This window comes from Candidatus Darwinibacter acetoxidans (genome assembly GCF_041936445.1).
GTDB lineage: Bacteria > Bacillota > Limnochordia > Darwinibacteriales > Darwinibacteriaceae > DTU010.
Genome location: NZ_JBHGXH010000345.1, coordinates 1 through 15500, shown reverse-complemented (window position 1 = coordinate 15500; position 15500 = coordinate 1). Strand labels below are relative to the sequence as shown.

Genomic DNA, 15500 nt, shown 5'->3' with positions numbered 1-15500 from the left:
CCTAACGACCAAAGAACTCTATGGCTGACCTGCTTCCCATTTCGGAAAGACTCTACGACTTGAGCATACTTCTTGTCTTTCGCTTTGACGATACGTACGAACATGATGTTCTTTTAAACCATCATATTCCGGTAGAAGAAGACGGCAGAGCAGGCGGAAAGACTGCTGACTCTGCTGGCTTCTCCAGGGGCTGAGCTGTCAGAGAGTGAACTGGAGGCGGTTACAGGGGCGGACAAGGGACATGAATATGGAGAGCTGTGTACGGACGAAAGGGAACATGACGTCGTTCCAGTGGAACCACCGCAGTACGACCCGGCCACAGGTATGCGTATCTGGCAGTGTACGCGGTGCGGCAGCCTGTTTTACCGCGACAGGTGAGCTGCTGTTGGCGGTGCTCTATGCGGAGAAAAGACACTGAAGCGGGCCTGGCGCCCGCTTGCCTTGTTTAGAGAGGTCGTTTCATATTAGAAAAAACTGATCTCGATCCAGTAGGCCACAAGGCCTATCACCAGAGCAGGAATAGTGGTGATCAATGTTGCCCAGAAGGCTGACCGCCTGTCGATGGCAATCAGGGGGAACAGGGCATCGCCATCTTGGGAAATGGCGTTGGCCAAAACGGCGGCAAAGGGCACCAAGCCTTTGGTAAAAAGGGTGACGAAGATGATCTGCGGGCCGCAGCCGGGGATAATCCCGATGAGTACTCCCACCAGAACCGCCAAAAGGCCAGTCTGGGACAGGAACCCGGCGATAATGCTTTCACCCGCGGCATGGCTGCCGGAACCGAGGAAGAGGACAAACAGTTCATAGGCTAGATAGGCCGCAAACACCCAGGTGCCCACAAAGGCCGTCTCCTGAGCGTTGTGGATCAGGGTTTCCTTGAGGCTGGCCAGCTTCATTTCCGACTCTTCGTGGGTGTCAGCAACGAAGAACTTCTTGCTGAACACCATCATGATCACGGAAAAGACGGTTCCCAATAGGCCGAGCACCAGCCCCAAGTTGGGGACAAACAGGGCATTGATGTCCATCTGCAGGATATCTAAAACGCCCAAAACCAAGCCGACGGCGATCACGATCCAGTAGATGATATAGGCGTTGTGCGTCAGTTTGTAGCCCAGCGTATCCGTGGGCTGGTGACCTTTCACCCCATGGTGGAGGATGAGGTCAATCTCATCGCCCTCGGCGTGGCCGATGTGCTTCCACTCTTCAGGAGCGATACCCGTTTCCGTCTCGAAAACATGGTCCATGGCCGCATGGGCTTCCCGCTCCAGCCTCCGGCGCTCCTGGTCTGCTTCGAATTTTGCCACGAGGCGCTCGCCCAGGGGGAAGAGGTCCACGATATACCCAACGATGATCGCCAGAACAAAGGTGATGGCGGAAACCTGCACGAACTGCTTGGGCATAACCGTTAGGAAGACGAAGGCCGAATCGCCCATGGTGGCAATCAGCGCGGCAACTACTGTACCGAAGCTCACGATCCTTCTGGGAAAGAGGGGCATGAGGAAAATGGCTCCTCCGCAGCCCGGGGTCAGCCCCAGAAGCGCCCCGATGATGGGCTGGAACTTTTTGGACCGCTCGATCATTTTGATCAGGCGCCCGGAAAGCAGGTAATCCACATAGCCAAAGAGGAGCAGGACTGCGCCCACAAAGGCGGTAACCTGCACGAAAGAACTCTCAGCGCTCTGCACGACCAAATCCAGCACTTCTGCGAACATCGCTGTCACCTCTGGCCTAAGTTTAGCTCTTCCTTACAGTATAGTAGATGCTTAGATACTAGGCAAACGTACTCAGGTCAGCGCTGGCAGGCGCGGACAATGGCCCTGATGGCCTCCGGGTCCACAAACTGGTGGAACTCCTGGGCATCCTGGGCCCCCACCGCCACTGCAGCGGCGGATTTCATTTTCGAGGGCACCTTAGTTCTGCTGCCCGTGTGGATCTCCCCAATGGGGAGCTGGAGGAGTTCGTGTACGTTGTGGGGGCGCACGCCGCCGCCTGGCATGATGGAGATGCGGCCGTCGGCCAGTTCGATCAGCTCCCTGAGCAGGGGTAGGCCCTCCACAGCGGTGGGCCGCTGGCCTGAGGTGAGCACCCTATCTACCCCCAAGTCCATCAGGGTTTGCAGGGCCTGCCGGGGGCTGGGCACATTGTCGAAGGCCCGGTGGCAGGTGACCTCCAGCCCCAGGTTTTTGGCCAGCTGCACCAGGCGGGACATGGCCAAGGAGTCCAGGGAGCCTTCTGCGTCCAAGACTCCAAAGACCACGCCCTGGGCCCCCAGCTCAGCGGCGATGCGGATATCCTCTTCCATTTCCGCGATCTCGGCGCTGTTATAGAGGAAATCGCCGCCGCGCGGGCGAATCATTACCATGACACCGATATCGCCCAGGGCGGCACTCTTTTTGATCAGGCCGTAATTGGGCGTGGTGCCGCCGGCACCGGGATCAGAGCAGATCTCCACCCGCTGGGCGCCACCTTGGCGCGCCCGAAAGACGTCTTCCAGGTTGTAGCAGACAACTTCCACTAAGACGTTCATGCAGGGAAAACTCCTTTCCAGGCAAAAGCAGCCTTACCCGGGAATGGCAAGGCTGTTTAAGGCTGTCTATGGAAGCAGCTGTTTATTGCCCCTCTGCCAGGAGCGCCTGGACACGATCCACCACTTCTTCCGAAGTCAACTCGGCGATTTTTGTCCAGAAGCTCTCTGTGGTGGAACTAATAAACTCGCTGACTATTTTCGTCCCTCTGTTGTTCCAGACCGTCAGCTTGGGACGGTCGCCCTGAACGCGGAGCCGGACAAAGAAATCTCCAGCCTTAAACATGGTGCTCAATGCAATTACCTCCCCTCGTGGTTTTAATACCCTTTTTGCCTTGGAAACTCCTGCCGGTGCAGAAGCTTTTCTTAACAGATTAGACATGTCCCAGGCGCGTAAATCTGGTACACTGAGGAACAGTAAGTTGGAAAGGGACGACCGCGATGTTCAATGAACTAGCCAAGGCCTCGCTGCTCATCTTCCTGGCAGAATTGGGGGACAAAACACAGATTTTGGCCATGGCTTTCGCCCTGCAGTACTCTGTGGGTCAAGTGCTTTTAGGGGTAGCCCTGGGCTCCTTTTTCAATCACGGCTTAGCAGTGATCATCGGTTCTTACCTGGCCAACCTGATTCCCCTCTCGGCGATCCGGTTGGCTTCCGCCGTTATGTTCCTGGCCTTCGGCCTGTGGAATCTGTGGTCGGATGAGGAACACCTAAACGGCGGTCAAAAAGCACTGGGAAATCCCGTCTTAGTGGTTGCCCTGGCCTTTTTCCTGGGGGAGCTTGGTGATAAGACCCAGCTGACGGCCATTGCCCTGGCGTCCAGCGCCGCCTTCCCCGCCGCGGTTCTAGCCGGGACGGTGCTGGGGATGGTGTTGATCAGCCTGGGCGGCATCTTCGTAGGCACGCAGCTGGGGGAGCGCATCCCTGAACTGGCACTTAAGCTCATCTCCAGCCTGGTGTTTATAGGTTTCGGCTTAATCAACCTGAGCCAGACCGTTCCCGAGAGGTTTTTGACCCCGGTAAACGCGGGGCTCTTTTTGGCCGCGCTGGGGGCGGTGGTTCTCTTGGGCACAGCCGGCCTGCTGCGCCAAAGGACTTCCGGCAGCCAGGGCGAGCTGCGGCGCATGGCCCGCCAGCTGCAGGCCTTGGATCGCCTGCTGGGTGAGATCTGTTTGGGAGAAGCAAACTGCCGGGCGGAGCGCTGCCCGGTGGGTTACTGCAAGAAGCTGATCAAAGCTGAACTAAGCGGAGCCGGACAGAAACGCCGCCCGCCAGTTGTCCAGCCCTATGTGCAGCGGGGGCAGAGTTTCAACCGGCGCAAGCTGGAGGAGGCCCTGGCTCTCTTGGAAAAAAGCGGGGTTGCTCCGGAGCTTTATGCCGAGTTGAAGACCAATCTAGAAAAGCTCCTGCGCCCGCTCTAATCTTCACCCAGGATGCGGATTTCTGGTTCCAGCCTGACTCCGTACTGCTCCCAGATGACTTTCTGGATGGTGGCGATAAGGTCGAGGAAATCCCGGGCGGTGGCTTCCCCCCGTTTGACAATGAAGCCCGCGTGTTTGGTGGACACTTCCGCCCCGCCGATGCGCAGGCCCTTGAGCCCCGCCTGCTCGATGAGGGGTCCCACATAGTGGCCAGGGGGGCGCTTAAAGGTGCTGCCCGCGCTGGGGTATTCCAGGGGCTGTTTGCTGCGGCGCTGGGCCTGCAGGTCGTTCATCTTCTGCAGGATCTCCCGGCGCTCGCCGGGTACTAGTTCCAGTTCTATCTCCGTCACGATGGGTAAGGTGGGTTCGGTTTGGAAGCGGCTGCTGCGGTAGGCGAAGCTGAGCTCCCCCCGCTGCCAGGTCTTCACCGTCCCGTCCTGGACAAGCTGGGCCGATCTGACCAGGGGACCGATCTCGCCGCCGTACGCTCCGGCGTTCATGTATGCGGCGCCGCCCAGGCCGCCGGGGATGCCCACCGCGAACTCCAGCCCGCTCAGTCCGTGGCGGAGGGCCAGTTTGCTTAAGGAGCTCAAAAGGCAGCCGGTGGTCGCGGTCAAGAGCGATCCTTCCACCGTGGCCCGGGCAAAGGGAGCGGCGATCTGCACCACTACCCCGCGGATTCCACCGTCTCGAATCAAGAGGTTGGTGCCGTAGCCGATGACCGTAAGGGGCAGGCCGCGGTCCAGAGCAAAGCGCTGGGCGCGCACCACTTCCTCCAGGCTGGAGGGTTGGATAAAGAAATCGGCGGGGCCGCCCACGCCTAGAGAAGTGAGATTAGCCAGGGGGTAGTTGCGCAGAAACATGCTGCTGCCTCCAGTCGTTGCGCTAATTACCTTATTATTCTACCACAAAACCCTATTGGGGTCTGTTGTGTTTTATGAATACCGAGGGGTGCAGCCAGAAGTCCGTGACTTTAGACCTGCTCCAGGCAACCCCGCCCGTCCTGGGCCAGGCATTGGCCGGCAGATCCGCCTTGCGGATCTCAAAATGGAGGTGGGCGGCGAAGGTGTTATTGGGACCCCTGCCCACGGTGCCGATGGGCTGGCGGCGGTACACCCGCTCGCCCCTATCTACCCAGCGTTCCTCCAGGTGGGCGTACTGGGACCAGACAAAATCGGTGGGCGAGAGGGCATGCTTGATCAGGACCACATTGCCCAAAGCGGTGTTCCAGCCGGAAAAAACCACTTCTCCGTTGGCCACCGCGTACACCGTTTCCCCCCAATCGCCATTGCCGGCTCCGGGGATGTTCCAGTCTTCGCCGGGGTGGTAGGAGTTGCTGTAGCCGCTCCACTCCAGAAAGTCGTAACCGGTCACCGCCCAGCCCCGGCCATCTGGGTCGCCCACGGGGAAGTCAAAGCCATCGGTGAGGAAGTATGTACCGCCGGGAGGCGGAGAATTTGCTCCGGGATGGTCAGGGGACAGGCAGCCTGTGGCGAATGCTGTGAAGAGGCAGAGCATCAGCAGCCAGCATTTTCTAGTCAAGAAAGATCCCCCCTTTTGTGGTAAGATTATTGTATACAACCAGGGGGAGACCGGCACGAATGGTGTTTACTGGGAGGGCGTGCCGCAGCCGTGAGGGAGGGCTTGCCATGCAAAAACGCATCCGTACAATTCTGCCAGCTTTGCTGATCCTCATGCTCTGGACCGCCGCAGCCTGGGCCCAAGGAACTCCTGTCGATCTAGGGGAAGGAGGGGCCCTGCGTATTGAGCTCCCTGTGGAAGCGGGGAGAAGCTATGAAATCAGCATGGAAGTGCGCACCAACCTGCAGGATGCGGTGGCCAGTATGACCCTGGAGCTGATCGGGGAGGATGACCGGGTTGTGGAGACGCTCAAAGCCCAGAGCGCGCTGCCCAACAGCGGTGAGTGGACCCTGCTTGGGTTTGCCCACGTGCCCCTTCCCCAGAAATCAGGGCGCTGGGAGCTGGTGGTCACCGCCGATCAGCCCGGGCGCTACTATTGGCGGAACCTCAAGGTTCTGCGTTCGTACAGCGAGGCCCAGGAAGCTATAGCCTACGGGGAAGAAGAGCCGGCCCCGGAGCGGGAGTTTTATACCGGACTGGTGGTGGATGCCCGGCATCTGGATGTGCGCCGGGGGATCAGCCCCCGCATCTACAGCGAATCCGGCCAGCTCATCTACGGCGGGGTTCTGGCACCCCAGGACCTGGTTCAGGAGCGGGGTGTGGTGGCCTACGGTTCGGAGCTGACACCGGAACTTCTGGAACGGCTGAGGATCAGCCCCGATGATCCCTATGTGAATCCCTTGGTGATCAAGGCGGTTGGCGTGGCTGATCCGGCCAAGACCAGCGTGTATATCACAGCCGAGGACACGCAGAGGATTCTCCAGGCCATGGCCCAGTACGACTTTTTCGCGCGCTATGCTGTGATCTTTTTAGTGAACTAGCAGGCGCGGGCGGAAAAGAGGAAGAAAGTAAATAAGCTGAAGATTTTTCAAGAAGAGGACGCAGGAGGAAGGACGATAATGCAAGAGTTGTTGAGAACACTCCACAAACGCCTGGAGGGCTTGAGCCCCGCGGGCCTGCGGGTAGTGGTGGGCTTCGATGGCTTTGTGGATGAAATCGTGGAAGCGGTGGACCGCAGGCATTCTTTTGCTTCCTACACGCGGATGACCAAAATGGAGCAGTTTGGCCAGCGCATCCTAAAGGCCGCCGGTTTGAGCACCAACATTGAGCTTGTTCCCAAGGCCATTAAGCTCGGGGGCAACGGACCCATCATGGCCAACGCCCTGGTGAAGTGCGGAACAAGTGTAACGTATATGGGTTCCTTAGGTACCCCCAACATCCATCCTGTCTTTGGCGAGCTGGTGGAGGGATGCAGCCAGGTTTACGCCATCGCCGAACCGGGTCACACCGATGCCGTGGAGTTTGATGATGGCAAGATCATGCTGGGTAAAATGGAAGGCCTCCATGCGGTTACCTGGGAGGCCCTGCAGGAAGTTGTGGGCGTGGAGCGGCTGAAAGCGGCCTTCACCGACTGCGATTTGGCCGCCACCATTAACTGGACCATGACCCCCTTCCTGCAGGACATCTGGGACGGCCTGTTAGGCCTGCTTGAGCCAAGGGAAGACGGGACTAAGCCTTTCCTGTTCATTGACCTTTGCGATCCGGGTAAGCGCCAGCCCGAGGATCTCCTTAGGGCCTTGGAGACCATGCGGGAGTTTGCCCGCTTCTACCGGGTGATCCTCGGTTTGAACCGCAAGGAAGCCACGGAGGTGGCCAATGTGCGCCGGCTCCAGCTGGGCAAACCCGCGGAGGAGGCGGATCTGGAAGAGATTGTCACAGCTCTAGGTGAGGATCTGGGCCTGTGGTGCCTGATGGTTCACCCCGTATCGGCAGCCGGGGCCTATCTGGAGGGCCAGTATTTCGAGGTGGAGGGCCCCTTTACCTCCAAGCCGCGCCTCACTACCGGCGCGGGGGACAACTTCAACGCTGGCTTTTGCCTTGGATTGATGTTAAAGTTAGAGGTGGAATACTGCTTGGCCCTGGGTAAGGCCGTTTCTGGCTTCTACGTCCGCCAGATGCGCAGCCCCAGCTGGCAGGAGCTGCTGGACTTTGTAGACCTGTGGGCCCACAAGCATGGAGAGGATTTCTAAAGATTGGTTACAAGATGGAGGGGTAATTGATGCTCAGTATGCAGATGAGAAGGAACATCAGCTTGGTCTTATTCATCGCCTTACTTGTGGTCACCGGCGTGGTCTGGTCCATGGGCAGCAGCGAAGCAGGGCTCAAGGACGGAGTCTATTTCGGCAGCGCCCAGGGCTTTGGCGGCCAGGTGGAGGTGGATGTCACCATCAGCGGCGGCAAGCTGGCCAAAATTGAGGTGCGACCCCACCTGGAGACTCCGGGCATAGCGGATCCAGCCATTGCCACCCTGGTGGAGCAGATGCTATCTGCCCAGGATGCCAACGTGGATGTGGTTTCCGGTGCGACCTATACCAGTAAAGCGCTGATTGCCGCTGTCCAGCAGGCCCTGCGCAAAGCGGAAGGGTTCAAAGACGGGGTTTACACCGGCAGTGCCCAAGGCTTCGGCGGCACCCTCACCGTGGAAGTGACCGTCGCGGGCGGTGCCATAGCCAAAGTGGCGGTGCTGGAAAACAGCGAGACGCCCTTCATCGCCGAACAGGCCCTGAAGGAGGTACCTGAGGCCATCGTGGCCCAGCAGAGCTGGGAAGTTGAGGCTGTGAGCGGCGCCACCGTAACCAGCAAAGCGATCATGGCCGCCGTGGAGGCAGCGCTGTTCACAGAGTGATCCCCTGATACTTCGCTGCGCTCCGGGCATACTAGGGGTATAACGGAAGGAGCTGGTTATACAATGCCTAGTCTGTCTGATCTGCGCATGGTGGGGCGCACCTGCAGTGCCTACGAGCCGGAAGCCGAAGGGGTAGAGCGCAGCTGCGAGACCTGCGTGCACTGGGGCGGCGAAGCGAGGGACTGCATTCTAGATATCTTCTGGGAACAGCTCACCAATTTAGATCAAACCTGAGGAAGGGCCCTTGGTCAGCGGAGGTTGACCGGGGCTTTTTCTTTGATGGAAAAAGGAACGCAAAAGGTGTATGATGAATTGGGGAGTGATCAGCTTAGTATGGCACAGATAGGTCTCTTTGATATCGTCGGCCCCATTATGGTGGGGCCCTCCAGTTCACATACTGCCGGTGCCGTGCGCCTGGGCTTGGCGGCCCGGAAGATTTTGGGCTCCCAGGTGAAAAGGGCCCGCTTGGAACTCCACGGTTCCTTCGCCGCCACCTATTGGGGGCACCGCACCGATGTGGCTTTGATCGCCGGCCTTTTAGGCATGGCCATGGACGATGAGCGCATCCCTGAAGCCTTGGATCTGGCCCGGGCCGCCGGTTTGGAGTACACCTTTGCCCAGGCGGATTTGGGCGATGTGCACCCCAACTCCGTCCGGATATATGCTGAAGGCGATGCCGACAGCATCACTGTGGCCGGTTCGTCCATCGGCGGCGGGCGGATCAACATCTTTGAACTCAACGGTTTCGAGGTGTCTGTGGACGGAAGCTACTGGGTGCTGCTCACCCGGCACCGGGATACGCCGGGGGTGATCGCGGAGGTGACCAAGGTCCTGGCCGTGCACGGCATCAACATCGCTCTCTTGGATGTGAGCCGCAAGGCCCGGGGCTCCGATGCCCTGCTCCTGGCCCAGACGGATGATCCCATCCCGGAGCTGGCCGTGGAGCATGTGAGGCGCATTCCCCAGGTGCTCACGGTGCGCACTTTGCCGTGTTTTTAGGAGGATGGATGTGCAGATCACAAGTGCTAGCCAGTTGTTGGAACTCTGCGGGGAGCGCAATCAGAGCTTAAGCCACGTGGTGGCGGAGTACGAGGCTTTCCGCGCCGGCACCACCGTCCAGGCGGTGCGGGAGCGCATGGGGGAGACCCTCCAGGTCATGCGGGCGTCGGTGGAAAAAGGCCGGGAAGATCAGGGCGAGCTCAGCCGCCTGATCACAGGGTACGGGCGGCTGTTTGCCGAAGCGGACCAAAAGGGCTGCCTTTTGGGACAGTCTTTGTTCAAAAACGCCATCCTCTACGCCCTTTCCGTGGGTCAGTACAACGCCAGCTTAGGCCGGATTGTGGCCTGCCCCACCGCGGGGAGCTGCGGTGTGGTGCCAGGCGCCCTCCTGGCCGCGGCCGAGGAGCTGGGAAGCGGCGAGGAGGAACTGATCGATGCCCTGCTGGTCATGGGCGGCGTGGGCATTGTCTCCGCGGCCCAGGGCCCCATCAGCGGAGCGGAGGGGGGCTGCCAGGCGGAGTGCGGGGTAGCTTCCGCCATGGCCGCCGGGGCCGTGGTGTATCTCGCCGGCGGCAGCGGCGAGGCAGTCTTCGGCGCCGCATCTTTAGCCCTCCAGAGCCACTTGGGGCTGGTGTGCGATCCGGTGGCTTCCTTGGTGGAAGTGCCCTGCGTAACCCGGAACGCCACTTCCGCTGTGACCGCCCTGGCCGCTGCCAACATGGCCCTGGCCGGGATCCCGGCCCTGATTCCTTATGATGAAGTGGTGGGGGCCATGAAGGCGGTGGGCAAAGCGCTGCCGGAAAGCCTGCGGGAAACTTCCCTGGGGGGCCTGGCGGCAACGCCCACGGGCCAGAGGCTGGCCCAACGGTTGCAGGAAAAACACCGCCTGTAAAAGAAAAGCGATTCAGCAAACAGGGCTGAATCGCTCCTAAGACAAAAGAATGGCGGAACCGACGAGACTCGAACTCGCGATCTCCGGCGTGACAGGCCGGCGTGTTAACCAGCTACACCACGGCTCCGCGCATGAGTATTATACATGGAGTTTCGTGCTTTGGCAAGTCCTTTTATGTCAAGCTGCAGGAAGGAAGAGGATTCATGCGTCATCGAGGAAAGATCATAGAAAAGAACGGCCAGGAAGTTTTGGTGCAGGTGGAGGATCCGGCGAAAACCTGCGGCAGCTGCAAAGGCTGCGTGCGCCTGTTTCCCCCCAAGACTTCCCCGGAAGACTATGTTTTGTGCATCAAGGACACCAGCGGCAGGTACCAGGTGGGGGATGAGGTCATCATAGATGGCGAGATGCGGCCCTATGTGCGGGCGCTGGCGGTGCTGTACGGCTTGCCCTTTGGCTCCCTGTTCGCGGGCTACGGGATCGCCCGGTTGGCCTGGGGCAGTGATTCCCTGGGCGGAGTGGGGGCCATCATCGGTCTGCTCCTGGGCGCCGTGGCGGCCCGGATGATCACCCGCCGTATTTTGACCAAAGAACCGGAGTTCACCATCGTGGCGCGTGCTTGTTCCTAAGTTTGGGGGGGTAGGGCATGTCATTAGTGGTCGCGGAGATCACCAAACGGTTTCGGGATGTTACCGCCGTCGATCAGCTTAGGTTCACGGTGAAGGAGGGCTCCCTGTTCGGCTTTTTGGGTCCCAACGGTGCGGGTAAAACCACCACCATGCGGGTGATCCTGGGCATCCTCAAACCCGATGAGGGCCAGGTAACCTGGCAGGGCCGCCCCTTTGACCGCCTGCCCAGGGGTTTTTACGGCTACCTCCCGGAGGAGCGGGGGCTCTATCCCAAGATGCGGGTGGTAGAGCATCTGGAATTCCTCGGCCGCATCCACGGGCTGGACAGGATGAGGGCCCGCCGGGAAACCACCCGCTGGCTGGAGCGCTTTGAACTGGGGTCGGTGAGCAGAAAGAGAGTTGAAGAGCTCTCCAAGGGCAACCAGCAGAAGGTCCAGGTGATCGGGACCATGCTCCACGACCCAGAACTCTTGATTCTAGATGAACCCTTTGCCGGGCTGGATCCGGTCAACGCCGGGCTGTTGAAGGAGGTGCTCCTGGAGGCCCACGGGAAGGGCAAGACCATCATCTTCTCCAGCCACCGCATGGATCAGGTGGAGGAGATCTGCCAGGACATCGCTTTGATCAACCTGGGGCGGCTGGTTCTCCACGGCAACCTCAGGCACATTAAAAGGTCCATGGGCCGCCAGATCCTCCGGCTCAACCTGGAAGGTAACCGGGATTTCTGGGCCAGGATCCCCGGCCTGCAGCTTCTGGAGGAGCGCGCCGATTACCTGGAATTCAGGCTGGACGGCTCTGTGGATCCCAATCTGGTTTTGGCGGAGGCCATGGAAGCGGGGCAGGTAATCCACTTCGAACTGGTGGAACCCTCCCTGGATCAGATCTTCGTGGAGAAAGTGGGTGCGGGGGCATGAGCGTCATTCCAGTCCTGGTCAAACGGGAGTTCACCTCCCGGGTCAAGGGAACCGCGTACATTTTAACCACCGTCATTGGGGTGCTGGTCTTTGTGGGCCTGTCTTTCCTTCCCCCCATTATGCAGCGGATCTCCAGCTCATTCGCGCCGAAATCCATCGAACTTGCGGTGCTGGATCACGGGGCCGAGCCCAGTTTGGTACCCTTTTTGCTGGAGCTCAGCGGGGAAAGGGAAGGCTTAAGCGTCCGGGACGTGAGCGGCTGGGACGAGGTGGAGGCTTACCGCCTGGTCCTGGAGGAAGACCTCTCCGGCCTACTCCTGGTTGACGGACCCCTCTGCACGTTGGTGACACCGGACAGCAAAAACGTGGTACTCAATGACGAAATCAAGAATGTGGTGAACCAGGCCGCGACCAGGTGGCGCGCGGCGGAGCTGGGGCTGACCCAAGCGGAGATGGAGAGTTTGTTCCAGGCCGTGGATTTCCGCATCCGGGAAGTGGCACCGCAGCAGGGGGACAGTGGGGAAGTGGACGGCGCCGCCCAGGCCCAGGCCATGGTTCTGGCTTACTTTCTGCTCTTTATGATCTACATGGCCCTGATCATGTACGGCAATATGGTGGCCACCGGGGTCGCGGAGGAGAAGAGCTCCCGCATTATGGAAGTGATGGTCTCAACTGTCAAGCCCCTGGAGCTCATGTTCGGGAAGATCATCGGTGTGGGGGCTTTGGGGCTGCTCCAGTTTGTGATCTGGGTGAGCACGGGACTGATCATGGCTCTCCTGGGGAGAACAGGGTTTTTGGGGATGATGTTTGGGCTAACCGAGCCCCTGAGCAGCATTCCCCTCACGAGCATCCTCTGGTTCGGCCTTTACTTCCTTTTAGGCTATTTCTTCTACGCCTCAATTTTCGCCGCGGCGGGGGCGCTGGTGGCCCGGGTGGAGGAAGTGAGCCAGGTGGTGAGTCTCTTGATGATGTTCATCATGGTGGGCTTTTTCGCAGCTTACATATCTTTCCTGAACCCCAACAGTAATCTCGCGGTGGCAGCTTCCCTGATCCCCTTTACCGCACCCATGGTCATGTTTGCCCGCATTGTGCTGGCTGATCCTCCCTTGATTCAGGTGGCCGCCTCGGTGGTGATCATGCTCCTTTCCATACTGGTGGGAACCTGGTTTTCCTCGAAGATCTACCGGATCGGCATTCTGCTTTACGGCAAAAGGCCCAGTCTGCGCCAGGTGGCCCAGCTCCTGAAAGGTTAGGCGATGGTTATGCGCATCAGGCTCGAGGGCTTGGGACCGCTGCTAACTGAACTTCTGGGCGGCCGCCAGGTGCTGCTAGGACAGGTGCAGCGGCTTACTGCCGCCTCCGTCCTGCTCCGCTTCGGGCAGGAGGAAGTGGAACTTGCCCTGGAGGAGCTGAGCCCGGAGCTCCAGGCTGCCCTCGGGGAGGGGGTCGCCGTGGAGCTGCACCGGAGCCAGGGGGCATGGGCGCTGCGGGTGAAGCCCGGCGCTCCCCTGCCGGCGCCGCGGGGCCAGGAGGTCTCCCTGCAGACGCTGGCAGAGGCCCTGGTGGCCTTGGACCTCCGCCCCACGGAGGAAGTGCAGCTGGTGGCCAAGGGCCTTTTGGAGCGGGGCTTTCCCCTGCACAGGGAGTATCTGCTGGCCCTTTTGCCCTGGGCAGAACGGGGCCAGCTGGAAGAAGCCCTCTGGCTCTGGGAAGCGGGCTTTCCCCTGACGCCGGCCCTGGTGGAGCTCGTGGCCGACCTGCGCAGGGAGCCCCCAGATCAGCCCATCTTGGAGCAGGCCGCGGAGAAACTGCCTCCCAAGCTGCAGGAGGCCCTGCGGCTGCCCGGCAGGCAGGGCCGCACGGCCCTAGGTTTGGAGCTCGCGGAGGGTAGGCTGGGCAAAGACTTGGCCCGCCTGTTGAGCGCGGAGCGGCTGTTCCATGCCCTTGCCGCGGCCCCCGGCGGCGAGAACTTTGCGTTTGTCTTTTTCCTCCCCTTTCTGCGGGGGGCGGATCTTTTTGCTGCTTGGGCGAAGATCACTGACGAGGGCAAAACTGCCCCGGGGGAGAGCCGGATCTTCCGGCTGGAGCTGCTCCTGCCCACGGAGGCCTTCGGAATGGTCCGGGCAGAGCTGGCCGTATGGGGTAAAGAGGTGCGCCTTAACCTCGCTTCTGAAAGAAACTGCCGCGGTCTAGCCGCGCAGATGGGTGAACTAGAAGCTGAACTGGGCGCCGCAGGCTGGCGGCTCCAGGAGGTAAAGGTGGGTGAGCTGGAGCCGTGCGCAAAGCCGTTGCTTTACGCTATGATCGGGAAGTGAACAGGGCGCCGGAGGTGGTAGCCTCCGGACAGGGCCTTTTGGCCGAGCGCATTCTGGAACTGGCCAGGGCCCATGGGGTCCCCTGCCATGAGGACCGGGAACTGGTGGAAGCCCTGCTCAAGCTGCCGGTTGGCACCGAGATTCCCCCGGAGCTCTACCAGTTAGTCGCGCAGGTTCTGGCCTTTGTCCTCAGGCTGGACGAACAGGAAAGCCGCGGCCAAGGCGGTAAGGGGAATGGCCAAGGTTAGGCCGATGCTGCCCGCCATGGACCGCACCACCTCGGAGGCTACCAGATCCAGGTTGAGGACCTGCCGCCAGCTGGTGCTGCTGGCCTGAAAGAGCAGCAGCAGGGGCAGGGCGGAGCCCACATAGGCCAGGATCAGGGTGTTGGACATGGTGGCGATCATGTCCCGCCCCACGAGAATGCCCCGGGTAAAGAGGGTGAGAAAGTCGGTATCCGGATCCGCCGCTTTGATCTGCTCCATGGCGGAGGCGATGCTGATGCCCACATCCAGAATGGCCCCCAGCGCGCCGATGATGATCCCGGAAAAGAGCAGCCCCTGGAAGTCCAGGGAGGAAGACATGAACTGGAGGATCTGGGCTTCCCCCGAGGAAAGCCCAGTGAGGGAGCTGGCTTTCCCCGCGGCGTAGGCCAAGAGGCCCGCGGCCAGAAGCCCGCCAACGGTTCCCATGATGGCGGCCGCGGTTTTTCTCGTGGGCCCGGTTATAAAGAGGATCAAAAGGCCAGTCAAGACAGAGCTGAGGCCCACCGTGACTACAATGGGGTTGAAGCCCTTGAGGATGAGGGGCAGGATCATGGTAAGGATGATCAGGCCCATGCCCACAAGGGAGATGATGGCCTTCACACCCTGCCGGCCGCCAACGGCGATTACCGCAAGGATGAACAGGGCGGTGATCACTGCCAGGGGCCTTGTGCGGGAGAGATCCGCTAGAAAAAACTGGGGCTGCGGGCCGGTTTCATCGGCCTGCAGGATGACCCGCTGGCCCTCCCGGACCCGCAGGTCGAAGTAGGGGTGGCCCGTGAGGGTATGCAGGATCTCCACAGTCTGGCCTTTGTAGGGTCCGGAGAGGAGCTCCACGGTGACCAGCTGTTCTTCCCAGCCTTCCTCGTGGTAGGGCTGGGGATCCAGGGCCTGAACGCGCAGCACGCGGCCTTCGTAGGTGCTGAACTCCGGTTCCGCCTGGGCTTGGGCCGCGGCCGCGAGGGCAAGGGTGAGCAGTAGGGCAGCCAATAGAGCAAGGGTTCTCTTCATGGGAAAACCTCCAAGCACAAAGTTAAGTCATATTATACCATGGGGTGCAGGGCCGGTGTTCATTGTTGTTAGTGTAAGGTTTTAGTAGGTGTTTGGAAGGAGTTCCTGGTGTAGACATAAAAAAAGAGACCTCGCACACAAATCAGTAGCAGTTAGGAGGCGAGGTCTCATGAGAAGCGATGTTAGCAACACCGCTCTCATCCTTAG

Annotated in this window: 18 protein-coding genes and 1 tRNA gene; 12 read left to right on the top strand and 7 right to left on the bottom strand. The window is 60.2% G+C overall.

The genetic code is table 11. The annotated features are described in order from the left end of the window. Nucleotides 1-464: 464 nt before the first annotated feature. The 3 genes from ACE4YL_RS14945 to ACE4YL_RS14935 form a co-directional block, all read right to left on the bottom strand. Nucleotides 465-1712: a putative manganese transporter gene (locus ACE4YL_RS14945; protein WP_461359117.1), complete on the bottom strand. Its 1248-nt coding sequence runs from the start codon at nt 1710-1712 to the stop codon at nt 465-467. A 77-nt stretch (nt 1713-1789) separates the two neighbouring features. After that, the gene (locus ACE4YL_RS14940; RefSeq protein ID WP_461359116.1) at nt 1790-2527 is read right to left on the bottom strand and encodes a copper homeostasis protein CutC; all 738 of its coding nucleotides are present in this window, start codon (nt 2525-2527) and stop codon (nt 1790-1792) included. Between the two features lie 82 nt (nt 2528-2609). Then, on the bottom strand, nt 2610-2819 hold the full coding sequence (locus tag ACE4YL_RS14935; RefSeq protein ID WP_461359115.1) for a hypothetical protein: 210 nt from the start codon (nt 2817-2819) through the stop codon (nt 2610-2612). 146 nt (nt 2820-2965) lie between these two features. Here ACE4YL_RS14935 and ACE4YL_RS14930 point away from each other — a divergent pair, with 146 nt between their 5' ends. Further along, entirely contained in the window at nt 2966-3946 is a 981-nt protein-coding gene (locus tag ACE4YL_RS14930) for a TMEM165/GDT1 family protein (protein ID WP_461359935.1), read from the top strand. Here the strand turns inward: ACE4YL_RS14930 and murB are convergent. After that, nucleotides 3943-4809 carry a UDP-N-acetylmuramate dehydrogenase gene (gene murB, locus ACE4YL_RS14925; RefSeq protein ID WP_461359113.1) on the bottom strand — a complete coding sequence of 289 codons (867 nt, stop codon included), beginning with the start codon at nt 4807-4809 and terminating at the stop codon, nt 3943-3945. The genes ACE4YL_RS14930 and murB overlap by 4 nt on opposite strands. A gap of 52 nt (nt 4810-4861) precedes the next feature. Then, nucleotides 4862-5488 carry a M23 family metallopeptidase gene (locus ACE4YL_RS14920; protein WP_461359112.1) on the bottom strand — a complete coding sequence of 209 codons (627 nt, stop codon included), beginning with the start codon at nt 5486-5488 and terminating at the stop codon, nt 4862-4864. Between the two features lie 107 nt (nt 5489-5595). On the opposite strand from ACE4YL_RS14920, the gene ACE4YL_RS14915 reads away from it, so the two are divergent. From ACE4YL_RS14915 to sdaAA, 6 genes are all read left to right on the top strand, one after another. After that, nucleotides 5596-6408: a hypothetical protein gene (locus ACE4YL_RS14915; protein ID WP_461359111.1), complete on the top strand. Its 813-nt coding sequence runs from the start codon at nt 5596-5598 to the stop codon at nt 6406-6408. A 78-nt stretch (nt 6409-6486) separates the two neighbouring features. After that, complete coding sequence (locus tag ACE4YL_RS14910; protein ID WP_461359936.1) at nt 6487-7617, top strand: PfkB family carbohydrate kinase; 1131 nt, start codon at nt 6487-6489, stop codon at nt 7615-7617. 29 nt (nt 7618-7646) lie between these two features. After that, nucleotides 7647-8273, top strand: a complete 627-nt coding sequence (locus ACE4YL_RS14905; RefSeq protein ID WP_461367222.1) for an FMN-binding protein — start codon at nt 7647-7649, stop codon at nt 8271-8273. Nucleotides 8274-8336: 63 nt separating this feature from the next. Next, nucleotides 8337-8507 carry a hypothetical protein gene (locus ACE4YL_RS14900; protein WP_461359721.1) on the top strand — a complete coding sequence of 57 codons (171 nt, stop codon included), beginning with the start codon at nt 8337-8339 and terminating at the stop codon, nt 8505-8507. Nucleotides 8508-8606: 99 nt separating this feature from the next. Next, nucleotides 8607-9272 carry an L-serine ammonia-lyase, iron-sulfur-dependent subunit beta gene (sdaAB, locus tag ACE4YL_RS14895; protein ID WP_461359720.1) on the top strand — a complete coding sequence of 222 codons (666 nt, stop codon included), beginning with the start codon at nt 8607-8609 and terminating at the stop codon, nt 9270-9272. 10 nt (nt 9273-9282) lie between these two features. Further along, nucleotides 9283-10164 carry an L-serine ammonia-lyase, iron-sulfur-dependent, subunit alpha gene (gene sdaAA / locus ACE4YL_RS14890; RefSeq protein ID WP_461359719.1) on the top strand — a complete coding sequence of 294 codons (882 nt, stop codon included), beginning with the start codon at nt 9283-9285 and terminating at the stop codon, nt 10162-10164. A 50-nt stretch (nt 10165-10214) separates the two neighbouring features. Here the strand turns inward: sdaAA and ACE4YL_RS14885 are convergent. Beyond that, nucleotides 10215-10291: transfer RNA gene (locus tag ACE4YL_RS14885), tRNA-Asp, on the bottom strand. A gap of 76 nt (nt 10292-10367) precedes the next feature. Here ACE4YL_RS14885 and ACE4YL_RS14880 point away from each other — a divergent pair. Genes ACE4YL_RS14880 through ACE4YL_RS14860 form a run of 5 tightly spaced genes read left to right on the top strand, consistent with a single transcriptional unit; the run spans nt 10368 to nt 14267 of the window. Then, a complete protein-coding gene (locus ACE4YL_RS14880; protein WP_461359718.1) occupies nt 10368-10790 on the top strand; it encodes a SoxR reducing system RseC family protein in 423 nt (140 codons plus the stop codon). A gap of 17 nt (nt 10791-10807) precedes the next feature. Continuing rightward, on the top strand, nt 10808-11704 hold the full coding sequence (locus tag ACE4YL_RS14875) for an ABC transporter ATP-binding protein (RefSeq protein ID WP_461359717.1): 897 nt from the start codon (nt 10808-10810) through the stop codon (nt 11702-11704). Further along, on the top strand, nt 11701-12957 hold the full coding sequence (locus ACE4YL_RS14870) for an ABC transporter permease (protein ID WP_461359716.1): 1257 nt from the start codon (nt 11701-11703) through the stop codon (nt 12955-12957). The genes ACE4YL_RS14875 and ACE4YL_RS14870 overlap by 4 nt, the downstream gene beginning before the upstream one ends. Before the next feature lie 9 nt (nt 12958-12966). After that, nucleotides 12967-14019: a hypothetical protein gene (locus ACE4YL_RS14865; RefSeq protein WP_461359715.1), complete on the top strand. Its 1053-nt coding sequence runs from the start codon at nt 12967-12969 to the stop codon at nt 14017-14019. Continuing rightward, nucleotides 13980-14267 (top strand): EscU/YscU/HrcU family type III secretion system export apparatus switch protein, encoded by a 288-nt coding sequence (locus ACE4YL_RS14860; RefSeq protein ID WP_461359714.1) that lies wholly within the window; start codon nt 13980-13982, stop codon nt 14265-14267. Before ACE4YL_RS14865 ends, ACE4YL_RS14860 begins: the two co-directional genes overlap by 40 nt. Here the strand turns inward: ACE4YL_RS14860 and ACE4YL_RS14855 are convergent. Then, complete coding sequence (locus ACE4YL_RS14855; protein ID WP_461359713.1) at nt 14181-15293, bottom strand: YibE/F family protein; 1113 nt, start codon at nt 15291-15293, stop codon at nt 14181-14183. The two genes, ACE4YL_RS14860 and ACE4YL_RS14855, sit on opposite strands and share 87 nt — an antisense overlap. Between the last annotated feature and the right edge of the window lie 207 nt (nt 15294-15500).

Coding starts and splice junctions, on each gene's coding strand:
- ACE4YL_RS14930 (WP_461359935.1), top strand. CDS start 2,966: ATGTTCAATGAACTAGCCAAGGCCTCGCTGCTCATCTTCCTGGCAGAA.
- ACE4YL_RS14940 (WP_461359116.1), bottom strand. CDS start 2,527: ATGAACGTCTTAGTGGAAGTTGTCTGCTACAACCTGGAAGACGTCTTT.
- ACE4YL_RS14900 (WP_461359721.1), top strand. CDS start 8,337: ATGCCTAGTCTGTCTGATCTGCGCATGGTGGGGCGCACCTGCAGTGCC.
- murB (WP_461359113.1), bottom strand. CDS start 4,809: ATGTTTCTGCGCAACTACCCCCTGGCTAATCTCACTTCTCTAGGCGTG.
- ACE4YL_RS14905 (WP_461367222.1), top strand. CDS start 7,647: ATGCTCAGTATGCAGATGAGAAGGAACATCAGCTTGGTCTTATTCATC.
- ACE4YL_RS14910 (WP_461359936.1), top strand. CDS start 6,487: ATGCAAGAGTTGTTGAGAACACTCCACAAACGCCTGGAGGGCTTGAGC.
- ACE4YL_RS14875 (WP_461359717.1), top strand. CDS start 10,808: ATGTCATTAGTGGTCGCGGAGATCACCAAACGGTTTCGGGATGTTACC.
- sdaAB (WP_461359720.1), top strand. CDS start 8,607: ATGGCACAGATAGGTCTCTTTGATATCGTCGGCCCCATTATGGTGGGG.
- ACE4YL_RS14870 (WP_461359716.1), top strand. CDS start 11,701: ATGAGCGTCATTCCAGTCCTGGTCAAACGGGAGTTCACCTCCCGGGTC.
- ACE4YL_RS14855 (WP_461359713.1), bottom strand. CDS start 15,293: ATGAAGAGAACCCTTGCTCTATTGGCTGCCCTACTGCTCACCCTTGCC.
- ACE4YL_RS14880 (WP_461359718.1), top strand. CDS start 10,368: ATGCGTCATCGAGGAAAGATCATAGAAAAGAACGGCCAGGAAGTTTTG.
- ACE4YL_RS14945 (WP_461359117.1), bottom strand. CDS start 1,712: ATGTTCGCAGAAGTGCTGGATTTGGTCGTGCAGAGCGCTGAGAGTTCT.
- ACE4YL_RS14865 (WP_461359715.1), top strand. CDS start 12,967: ATGCGCATCAGGCTCGAGGGCTTGGGACCGCTGCTAACTGAACTTCTG.
- ACE4YL_RS14915 (WP_461359111.1), top strand. CDS start 5,596: ATGCAAAAACGCATCCGTACAATTCTGCCAGCTTTGCTGATCCTCATG.